Genomic DNA, 11,782 nt, shown 5'->3' with positions numbered 1-11,782 from the left:
GTGCTAGTTTATCTGGTAATGCAAAGAGGTGGTCGTATTAAATCTGCCATAGTAGAAATTGGCAGGCGTATTCTTCAGGTTCTTCCTGCCATCTGCAGAAAGGGCAAGACTCCACCGTTTGAATAACTGGGCAGATACCTGCTGACGCAATCCTATTTGCCGGACTACATCCTTACTATCCATGTAAATAAGCGCGCTGCCACAGGAGATTTTTTTCCATAGTATGTATTGATAACCTGCATCTATATTTAAAAGGTTATTATAAATAGCAGCATCATGTACATCTCTGTTGTAATAGATATTTGTTATTACCATACCCGGTCCTGCCATAAAGGTGTGCATGCTGGATAGGTTTATAAACAGGCTCTTTAAATCCTGGTAATTCATTTGCTGGATGCCTATAGAAGAATTATTTGTAAACGGTATGCCGCCTATTTTGCCATTTGCCTGTGACATGACGGAGAGTTTTCTATTGAGAAATGCGGTCACTCCATTTTCCCGCAGTGTATTTTGTAGCAGGTTCATACTCATCGTCAGTTTGCGGGTAAAACGATAACGGGCGTCAGCAGAGAATTGCAGACTCCTGCGTCTATCATCCGTCAGGGGCGAAACTGCCTGGTTTCGCATATCCATTCTTACGGTGGCGGCGGCTTTGTTTTTTAGCCAGTTGCGGCGCAACATCAAACCATATTGCAATACGCCCCGGCTACCAAAAGGGCTACCGGGATTTACATAGCCTAACCCTGAATAGTTCATATATGCTTTTTGTGAAAGCCCCCATTTGCTCACATCTCCGGAGTAGGCCAACCCGATAGAAGCGGTTGCCCAGAGATCATCCATAAAGTGTGAAGCTGCCGATTTTGATACAGCCGCAGCATCATTAAAACTGCTGGAGGATTTTGAAACGTCGATATCAATTTTACCAAGGCTGCCAAGATCACATTGTTTAGAAATGGATCCAACGAATACATTCCTGCTCATAACAGCCGTGTTAAATCCATTATTCGACTGGGGCTTTGCATTGGCATTCAGCACGGAAACATGGGTTTGTTTAGCTCCGACATCACCACGCCCCATTCGCAGGTATTGCATCGCATATGAACTATTCCCGGTAGATGATTGCATGCCCACATCCTGAATACCTAATTCGTTAGCTTTACCAGCTGCCAGCATAATAAACCTGTTATTTTTAAGATAGGAACCGGCTGCTCCTGTCATAAATACATCTGACAAGGTACCAATGCTTCCCGCTTTCAATTCTTTCACACTCATCATAAATCGCTGTAGCGAACTCATATTAAGTAGATCAGGAGCGATGCGGGATGCATTTTCAGGATGCTGTAATACAGATGCAATACGCTGCTGTGCTGCTTTTTGCGCACCTGCCAGCTGGTTCATTTCTTTCACATTCCCCAGTTGCTGTTTCAGTGCCATCACTTTTTCCTGATACTCCTGTGGGGTATGCTGTAATGCATTCACTAATTGTGAGCTATCCAAAAACATCACCTGGTCAGGAGATATATGTCCTTTCAGACTATCGTAGGCAGAGAGCTCAGTAGCCAGGTAAGATTGAATGCTGCTTTTGATGTCTATATCATCGAGGAAATATTTGTTGAGGTCATAAGATTGCTGTAGTTGTTTATTGACTTTATCCAGGTAGGCCTGTTTGTCAAAATTCAGTTTCAAAAACTGCGCATCCTTTAGTCCATCGTTATAACCAGAAATAGTAGAATAATTAAATTGCACCGGGATACTTCCAATAGTCACCTGATCCTGGATGATCCCTTCATTCCACCAGGGAGATAACATAGCCGTGGTATCGCTATAGATCGTTTGCCAGCTGATGCCCTTGAGTTTATTCTGGGGTATACCCGGCAGATGTACGGGTGATTGAGGTTTCAGCGCATAGAACCCCCTTAGTTTATTATCAATAAATCCGGCCAGCTTGAGGCTGTCATGAAAACCGGTGAACATTCGTTGCATCCGGTTAATGCCAGCTTTCCCATTGCCGGCATTCAGATATTGTATAAATTCCTGACGTGCACCTGGTTGAAGATTGTTCAACCCCAACCGGCTAAAGGGCAGGCTATCAGGAACAAACTGATGACGTATTCCAGCATATCTCGTATTCAATGAGTCCATCACTGCCTGCTTTAATACGACCCCTTTCAATGGATCGGGTAAGGTATCCGCAGCAATAGCACAGGTACTAATAAAAAGTACCAGCAGACTGACCACTTTAGGGATCACATGCATAAGAAAAGATTTAATTCTCCTGAACGATTAAACCATTGATGTAAGAAAAAGAACCATAGGTGGTACTGGTAGGTGCATGCACAGACAATTTGATCACACCACTGGCATCAGGCGAAACACTTGACACGGTTGTTTCTCCTGTTGTATTTCCCAGCGCGTTTTGTAGAATTTCAGCACCTCCGTTTACTCTCCATGCACCATATCTTGGGGCAGAAGCAGTGGTATTGCGGGAAGCATACAATTTGATCGTATAGGTTTTGCTGGGGTTCAGGCCTTTAATGAGCAGGTTGTCCATGCCAGCTGCATACTTCAGGCTGTAGTTATACCATAGGCCCTGCAATACGATATCCGGCACTACACCGCTATTATTCCCTGTGGTAGAACCATCTGTATTCGATGAGCTATTGCCGGCGTATGGTGCCCAATAAGTGGTGGCATCACTCACGTTATCAATCGTCCAGTTAGTAACAGTATCGGTAGCTATGATATGGGTACCAGCCACCTGACCATACACATTAAACCAGCCGGGAATGCTGGCTACAGCGGTTTTACTGAAGTGTACTCTAAGTGTCTTTTTGCCACCATTATCAGGATATACTTTCACAGTAGCATCCGTGCTCAGTACTTTTCCGGAAGTATCAGTACCGGTAACCCTATATATAAAGGTCCCATTGGTCAGACCAGAGATACTGGCGGTAGCACTGGTAGTGGCTGCAATGGTAGAAGTATTAGGTCCTGAAATCTGGCTCCAGTTAAACGAAGCGATACTTGCTCCATTAATAGGATTCGCAGTAAGTGTGAGTGTACTGGCGGTTGTACTGGTATCTCTCAGTTTTATCTGGGGAATCAGTGGCAGTGGGCCAACTACGCCAATATCAACGATACTAACGTGTGCAAATGTACTGGTGCCGCCTGTGCGGAGATTGATATCTAATGAATCCAGGCCGGAGATGTAATTAAAGGTGACTGCCCGACTGTATTCACCAGTAGCGGTGGTGGCATATTTGGTATCAACAGATTGAGCAGTGGTCCATGTTTCGGATCCCAGTTTTGCCTGCAATGTTCTTGGTGTAGACGCATCATCCAGTCTGGCACCCCATAATTTTATGTAATAGGTATTGTTTTTTGCAAGGCCTTTTATTCTCATAATAATCCCATCCGGATTGACAGAAGAATGAATAAACATATTGTCATACACAGCCTGAGATGGATAATCCCCAACAGCGACATTGAAACCGCTATAGTTGATGGATTTAGTATCAGAGGTACCAAATGTACCCTGTGGTAATCCAATGACCTGCACGCTCATGTCAGTAGCCTCATTGGTAGTAGTGCGCAATGCATTGAATGCGGATTTATCTGCAAACCCGGCTACACCGCCTACTCCATACCAGTTATTCCAGTATTTACCGGCATTATCAGGTGATGGCGTTGGTTTACCATCCACCTGGTTAGAGCCATTGAGGGTAGTCAGACCATCACCTCCCAGGTCTATCAATAATCTGTAGGTGTAATCGTTCACACCGGGTAGAGTAGGATTGTTAATCTGATCCAAAGTGGCAACATTGGAATAGGAGGTATAGGTGCCATCCTTTAACTCAGCCCTGACGCGGAAATATTGTTTGTTATCATTAAAACGGGCGTAGTTGTTTTTTACAATATTGGGTTCAGTTTCTATAGTAAACTGGGACCAGGTAGACTTATCCAACGATGAGTCGACCAGGTATCTTTTTACAGTTTTTACCGGCTGAAAATAATCCAGCCATCTATCGAACAGGCTATTGGCAATAAACTGATTACCGGCGCTTGTGAGGTGTACACCATCACCATTGTTATATTGTGGCAGAATAGCTGCGGTGGTAGCAGGGTCTACGACATCTTTAAATCCTTCTACATACCGTTTGGGCCAGATGGCCCTGATGCTGTCGGCCAGCTGTTTAAGCATGAGCTGTTGGGCTTCGTTGTAGGTAGTTCTTGGTTGGGTAGTTTCAAAGAATACGGGAACTCCCTTTGCAATGGCCAGCGAATCTACTTTCTTTAGATTAGCAATACTCTGATTAACAGATATGCCTGCAGAGGGATCATTTGTAGGCAATGAAACAAAGATAAAATCCGGGTTTGAGGTTAAAGCGGATTCAATGTTATGACCCAGTACTCCGCCATTAGCAACAGGCAGCACATCAGTACTGGAATAGCCTGCTACAGAGAGGTTTTCCCATACTGCGCCATATGTATTGTTTGTCAGCCATGCTAATATTTTATCGCCTAGCCTGTCTGGTGCAGTTAATCCATATCCAGCCAAAGTGGAAGATCCTATGCCGACTATTCTTGGCCCAATATATAATGACTTGGCATTTGTAAGCCAGCGAAGTGTGAAAGTTTTATTCCCGTTATCAAAAATTCCTGCATTTAATTTTAAGGAGTCAGTGTTACTTACACTACCATTTGCAGCGCTGCCATTGAGCGAGAAATCGATTCCGGTTAGCGCTTCTATATAGATAACATCATTGGTTTGTAGTACGGGGTAAAATGTAATCTTACCCGTAGTTTCATCTACTTTTACGCCTTGCGCAGTATCCCTGTATTGGAGTAACCCGTTGCGTAAAACTTTCAGGAAATAGTTGGACAATGCGGTATTCTGATAAATACTGTCACCAGCTACCGGGAAGCCTGTAGCGCCCACCCGGAACTGTATTCCTTTTCCTAATTTTCGGAATACTGTTTTTCCATTACCCGTATTATACAGGAAACCGTTTATATCCCTTGTATTGTTTCTTAATACAAGTTCAGTATTAACAAACTTGACAGAGTCTGGATCTACTTTTAGTGAAGTCTGGGCAAGAGCTGCAATAGAAAGCAGCAGGAACGGGATTATCAGCAATTTATTTCGCATACACATGACAAATGTTATAAAGAGAGATCTACACTATTTAAGGCTTCTATATATATTCTTTCTTTTAGCGTAAGCGCAGGACGGAAAATGACCTTGCCTGTCAGCGTATCGATGCTGACGCCATTTGAGCTATCAGCAGGTTGTAACAGGCCATAACGCCATACTTTGACGTTTCTTTTAACAAGCTCACTGCTGGTATAAATAGAATCGCCTGCAGCAGGGAATCCGGCATTACCAACTGTAAACTGAATAGCTTTCCCTGTTATTTTAAATGCCGTAGTACCATTTCCGTTATTAAACAGATACCCGGGAATATCCTTTGTAGCATTACGAACAACGACTTCGGCATTTGTTACTTTTATGGAATCTGGTGTTACGCGCATAGGAGATTGCGCCATGACCTGGTGTGCAGACACAAGCAGGCATGCAAATACTAAAAAACGTCCCATGTTTAAAATTTTAAACAATAAACCCCTTTCCCCCTGCCATGCAGGAGCTAATTAGTCCCTCTTAAATGGATAAATGAAATGACTGAACACAGAATATGTTATTCAGTACTGGTACGGAATAATAAGTTCACATATATGGGTATTTGATTATTCTTTTACGGGATTAGTAAAATTTTCGCATTCTGACGCTCACGGGTATTTACTCACAGTAACGGGATATAACGTCAACAACAATACTCAAGGTTACGATGTAAATATAGAGTAGAAAAAATTGACAGCATATAACACGTTGATGTGATAATTGATTAATTATCAGATAGTTAATTTCTTTCAATTATTTATTTTCAGCATAAGTAGTAAACAGGGTATTTGTGATTTCTTCAAATTCCCGGCTATGTTTTGTAATGAACTTTAAATTTTACCGGATAGCGTTGCACCATACATTATCAATCAGCATTGCCCGATTAGTTAATGAAGCTATACCATGAGTATAATTCTATAAGTACATCATAAGTACATTAAAAGGGCACTTCAATATCGAATCGATATTGAAGTGCCCTTTTAATGATGTATTAGTACTCAATTAGTGCTATAGTTGCACTATAATCCGGGAGAAGATTTTACTTTTATTCCTGTAACCTCAAAATGTTTGTTATGGCACTTGTAAAAGACAATTTACTCCTTCATGCCGTGCGGGGCACCCTCGGCAAGCAATTCACGATTTACGAACGGAATGACCAGATTATCATTGCTCAAAAGCGCGGCCCGTCAAAGAATAAGCCAACGAAAAAGCAACTGGCAGCCAGGTATAAGATGAAAGTAGCCGCGGCTTATGCAAAGGCGATCCTGCTGGATCCGGCTATTAAGGCTTATTATAAGTCATTGGCAGGGCCGGGGCAGAATGCCTATAATATGGCGGTGAAGGATGCTTACAAATCTCCTGAAGTACAAAATATCCGGTTCGAAGATGAGACGGTAGTGGTAACTGCAAAAGATGAATTCAGGGTAGCCGCAATGACCGTGCGGGTAGTCGATGCGGATGGTGTGATAATGGAAAGAGGCGCCGCTGTTGTAGGCAGGAACGGCGTGGATTGGTATTACAAGGTGGCCAGCCGGCCACCGGGTGGTAAAATTATAGTCGTGGCTGTAGATCTGCCCGGGAATGAAACTGTGAGAGAAGTGAAGTTAGAATAGAGCAGATTTTGCTTATGCAGAAGCGATTATATTGCTTTCTACACTCAAAATTAATTTGATTTTCGAGTAGTCTGATTTGCCCTGGAAAGAGCAACTTCTTTTCTATTTGTTGTACCCAAAACAAGTATGAAAAATGTAAGGCTCTTATACCGCATAACTGCCCTTTTTCGCAGTCACCTTCTGGTATAAAAAATTAAACCCTACCGCTGCTATCAAACAAAAACCTGCTGCTACATACCACCATACCTTAAACCCGAAATGGGCGATCGTAGCAGACCCGATAGTCGGCGACAGGATCGTGGATACCGCAAATGATACTGTATACAATGCAGCATACTGTCCGCGGTTATGCTCTCCACTCCTGCTGATAAAGAAGGCTGTCATAAACGGAATACTCAGCATCTCGCCTGCAGTAAATAAAACGATGAATACAATGCTTACAAAACCTGCTGCAGGCAGGATATTAAAACTCAGGTATGCCAGGCTGGCAAGTGCCACCCCACGGGTCATGAATTCCAGTGGGTGCTTCATATTTTCAATTTTATAGATCAACACCATTTCAATAGCAGCGACAAGCAGACCGTTGATGCCTAATACCATCCCGATCTGTGCTTCTTCCAAATGGAGCACTTCTTTAAAATATAAAGCGACCATGGTGGAGAGTTGTAAAAAACCGGTGGTAAATATTATACTGAGGGCGATAAAAGCAAGGTAAATTTTGTCTTTGTAAACACTATCGCGTTTAGGTTGGGTTACACGGGCCCGTCTACTTTGGGTGATGCGCCCAGTTTCACCATTGTCTACATGTTCAATTTTGCCATTGTCAACTCTATCAGTTTTGCTATTGTTGACGATGTCACCATGCTCACCCTCGTGTCTTTTTACCGCTACATGTACCGGCGGAATCATCAACCGCATCACGATGATAGCGATCACACAAGTCAACCCATCTACCCAAAAAAGCAGGTGATAACTATAACTTGCCACTATCCCTCCCACTGCCGGCCCTACGGACCAACCCAGGTTAGAAGCCAGCCTGTTCAGGGAGTAAGACCTTGTCCTGTTTTCCGGACTGCTGTAGTGTGCAGTAGCAGCTGTGTTGGCCGGACGAAATGCATCGCCCACCGCACTCAGGATAAATATACAGATACAGAATTGCAGGAGTGTATGCATCTGCCCCAATACTAAAAAGATCAACCCCTGCAATAGCAAACTCCAGAACTGCACAGGATAAAAGCCATAACGGTCAGATAACCGCCCGCCGCTAAAAGCACCGACAATGCCACCTATCCCATAGCAGGTCATGACCAAACCAGCCTGTTGTACGGAAAAGTGTAGCTGCTGTGTGAGGTACACTGTCATAAATGGGATAACCATCGCACCACAGCGATTGATCAGGAGTACAACAGCAAGTATCCAGGTGGAGGTCGAAAGGCCAGCGTAGGCTTTTTTATAAAGCGAGAACAAGAGAATGCGATTTTAAAGGGCAAAATTCTGCGCGAAGGTAATCAGAATTTTGGTGGTTCCCCTTCAAAAAAAGAGCAGGTTCCAACGTACGCGGAGTTACGCTGAAACCTGCTTATGGTTTTTTATCCAAAAAGTGGCTACATGACCTATTGCTAGCCAAAGGTCACTGAATGATCCTTTGTTATCCTAATAAAACCTTACATGACCTATTGCATATTAAAGTTTCCTCTCTCCCTGAAACCTCTATCCAGGAAAGAACGATCCTTCTCAGCCCCCCTCCCTTCCAACAACCGGTAAAAATCCATTACATTCACCGGCTTCTCTGCCCCCTTTGCCAACTGCAAAAGCTCCGCTACCACACTATTCATTACATCCTGCCCCAACACTTCACTCAATTGGTACAACACCGCCCCGCCTTTTTCATCATACACATACGCCGCTTCTTCATCTGCATCCAACAAAGACGGTTCTTCATTATGATCTGCCGCACGGCCTTTCAGGTAATTATCTCTATCTTTTTCCAAATGCCGCTGCAGGGAAGCTTTCCCATTATACTTTGCCAACTGTAGTAATGCCAGATACCCAGGCACTGAATGCGTCAACACAGGATACCCGGCAGTATGACTGATATTCCCTTGCTGCATGTATTGCTCCGCAATCAGTTTTGTTGTAATAAAACGAAGGTAATCCAAATCATCCTGTCTGCGAATATCTGCTATCCAGCCATGATTTTCTGGCAATACCATGATATTACCTGCGGCATACGCTTCTTCATTATAATGCGGTTTTTCGGCAATACGTAAAGTGGTATAAGGGTAAGGGCCTAAAATAGTATCCAGTGTACCTAATGCTTCATGGGCTACAGCCAGCAAAGACCTTATATTGTAACTATGCCCCGGATGATAATAGACTTCAATTACTACCGGATGGCCGCTTACCTTCACTGTATCTCTTTGCTGGCTCACGGGATGCGTTTGCAAACTCCCTGGATCCATTTGCTGCACCCTCACGGTATCCTTTTCCATCGCATACGCCGCCGACAAAATCCTGAAATCATACACCGCTATTCCTTCCGATACAAAACGATAATGATTTCGGCCCTTTTCAGTCCACTGTTTTTCTAAAATTCCCGGTGCAACAATGGTTTGATTTTCCGCTGTACTGATATTGAACACATACCTGATATCATCACCCTGTGTAGATGCAAAACGCTGCTTTGCCGCAAAAGTATCCGTCACCGGCGGAATGCGGGAAACCATTTTCGCCAACCCTAATTGTTCACGATAATTATTGGCTATCAATTCACGATCTTTATCATAACCAATATGCGGAATCACCTTCTCTGTTATAAAACTACCATTAAACGTCAGCCCCGCCTGTGGATCACTATTTGTAAAACCTGCATATTGCTGATGCCCGCTAACCAACAATGTAAATGAATCATGTGGCTGCAAGGGCACATCTAAAACATACTTCGCATGCCGCAATACCGTATCCATCTCAACTAAACGCGCACCCCTGATGACATCTATCGCAGAAAAATCCATCCATTCCAAATGCAATGTATCAATCATGCTATTAGATGGATTGCGTAATAACAACACCGCACTATAATCCAGTTTACGATCAGCAGGATAAATATTCAAATCCAGTTGTACCTCCTGTACCTGCGGCTGTACCATGTGCTCGTATTTTTTATACATTCTCTCATATAATACCTGCTCTGCCCGTGAAACGGATTTTGACTGAAACTTATTCTGCACATTCACCGTTTCATAAATCTTATTCCCGCTAAAAAAGAACAACCCAATCCCAATTACAAACAAGGATAAAAACACCGGAGATTGTCTACGTCTTCTCATTCTTGTAATCAATGATACCGGTGTACCCCGCTGCCATACCAACACCCCTATCGCAAACAATGCCAGTGCCAACGCACACCAGTATAACATATACCAACCATGCGCCAAACCAAAGAAACTCATCCCATTCATATCCGTATGCATACCACTACCCGGAGAGAAGATGAAATTTAAACGACTCTGTTCTATCACCTCCATCTCATGGAGTACAGTACTGATCACCAAAAATAAAATACAGATCCAATGCGTGGCATACCGGTTCGATGTCACACCTGCTACAAAAACCGTCAACAGGATGTAACCAATGTATTTCGGCATCCACCTGATAAATAGATCATCAAAATATACAGCCAGTTCAAAATGATAATATCCTTTACAAACCTGTACTATGATCCCAAAAAGCAAGAGTGACAAAGTCATCAGGATCACCACACCCAACATAGCAAATACCTTTGATAAAATATTCACCCATGAAGGGATCGGCAAGGCATCTCCGATCTGCCAGAAACCGGAGGCCTGTTGCCGGAACAATAATTCTGTTGTATTGATAATGATAAACAACAGCAGGTAAAAGGATAAAGGGACCGTTACACCGGTAATCACTACCGTCACCGGCAATGTAGGGGCAGCGGAATAATACTGCTCCTGCCATACCACCATATAACCTATGTAAATAACAAATATGAAGAAGAGGAATAATCTAAATCCAATAGGACGCACCACGCTTTTAAATGCCAGCCATGAAAGGGTAAAGGTGTGTTTCCAATCGGTCGCTGATGAGAAGGAAGTGGTTACCTGTCTGACTGGTGCATGCATCGAAACTGCCTGTGGTGAGAGCCCCTCACGCTCCCCCTTCCCTTTCTCCTTCTCCTGCCTCACCACCCCAAACCTCCTGAACGCAAACACCCTATACCCCCACAACACCGCCACTAAACTCACCCCTCCCCAGATCAACCGGTTATACAACAACAATCCCGCAAACTCAGGTGAAAACACATTCTTTTCCTCAGGTGATAAATGCAATAACTGATAATGCAACACTGAAAACCCGGTAGGATCCAGCAATGTCCCCTTAGGCTCACTATCAAAAGTCGTCTCGCCAAATATCATCAGCAGCATCCCTGCCATCGCCACACCATAAGCCGCCCTGCCACTCCGCATAAACACCGACACCGCAAAACACAAACTATACAACACAATTACATTCGGCAAAAAGATCAATACAAACGCTTTCAAAAAAGCCCCTCCCGAAAAAGGACCCAAATTCGGTACCGGCAAAAGATTATACAATAAGATCCCGACCAGGTACCCTCCATATAAAAACAACAATGTCAGCAATGACCCCGTATACCTACCCCAAAAAAATGAGGACTGGCGTACACCTGTCGTGTACAACAACGCCGTAGTCCGGCTATCCAGATCCTTACCCAAAGCCGCCCCACCTAATATTGCAGTGACAATAAAACCAATATATCCCAATCCTGCCATCACGGTATACAATATCGCAGGTGCATTTGCAAAGGTCTTGTCCGCACTGAAATACTCCCCCGCATGATGCATATAATACACGCCCTGCAACACCATCAGCAACAAAAAGATCCACGTAAACGGCTTGCGAAACTGCTGCCTGACTTCGAATTTAAACACTGTACTAAACATAA

General features: G+C 43.6%; 6 protein-coding genes. 1 reads left to right on the top strand and 5 read right to left on the bottom strand.

Annotated elements, in window-relative coordinates; genetic code table 11:
* Window positions 1-3 precede the first annotated feature (3 nt).
* From SIO70_RS17405 to SIO70_RS17395, 3 genes are read right to left on the bottom strand one after another with little or no spacing between them, the layout of a single operon-like run.
* Window positions 4-2,256, bottom strand: coding sequence for a hypothetical protein (locus SIO70_RS17405; RefSeq protein ID WP_320572704.1), 2,253 nt, complete (start codon window positions 2,254-2,256; stop codon window positions 4-6).
* A 10-nt stretch (window positions 2,257-2,266) separates the two neighbouring features.
* Window positions 2,267-5,149 carry an SGNH/GDSL hydrolase family protein gene (locus SIO70_RS17400; protein WP_320572703.1) on the bottom strand — a complete coding sequence of 961 codons (2,883 nt, stop codon included), beginning with the start codon at window positions 5,147-5,149 and terminating at the stop codon, window positions 2,267-2,269.
* Window positions 5,150-5,163: 14 nt separating this feature from the next.
* Complete coding sequence (locus tag SIO70_RS17395) at window positions 5,164-5,598, bottom strand: hypothetical protein (RefSeq protein WP_320572702.1); 435 nt, start codon at window positions 5,596-5,598, stop codon at window positions 5,164-5,166.
* 654 nt (window positions 5,599-6,252) lie between these two features.
* Here SIO70_RS17395 and SIO70_RS17390 point away from each other — a divergent pair.
* Window positions 6,253-6,792 carry a hypothetical protein gene (locus tag SIO70_RS17390; RefSeq protein WP_320572701.1) on the top strand — a complete coding sequence of 180 codons (540 nt, stop codon included), beginning with the start codon at window positions 6,253-6,255 and terminating at the stop codon, window positions 6,790-6,792.
* Between the two features lie 144 nt (window positions 6,793-6,936).
* Here SIO70_RS17390 and SIO70_RS17385 read toward each other — a convergent pair whose 3' ends face one another.
* Complete coding sequence (locus tag SIO70_RS17385) at window positions 6,937-8,259, bottom strand: MFS transporter (RefSeq protein ID WP_320572700.1); 1,323 nt, start codon at window positions 8,257-8,259, stop codon at window positions 6,937-6,939.
* Window positions 8,260-8,465: 206 nt separating this feature from the next.
* Complete coding sequence (locus SIO70_RS17380; protein ID WP_320572699.1) at window positions 8,466-11,780, bottom strand: hypothetical protein; 3,315 nt, start codon at window positions 11,778-11,780, stop codon at window positions 8,466-8,468.
* Window positions 11,781-11,782 lie beyond the last annotated feature (2 nt).

The organism is Chitinophaga sancti, assembly GCF_034087045.1.
In the GTDB taxonomy this organism is placed as follows: domain Bacteria; phylum Bacteroidota; class Bacteroidia; order Chitinophagales; family Chitinophagaceae; genus Chitinophaga; species Chitinophaga sancti_B.
Note: the sequence above shows the minus strand (reverse complement) of the source record. Positions and strands in the feature narration are given on the sequence as shown.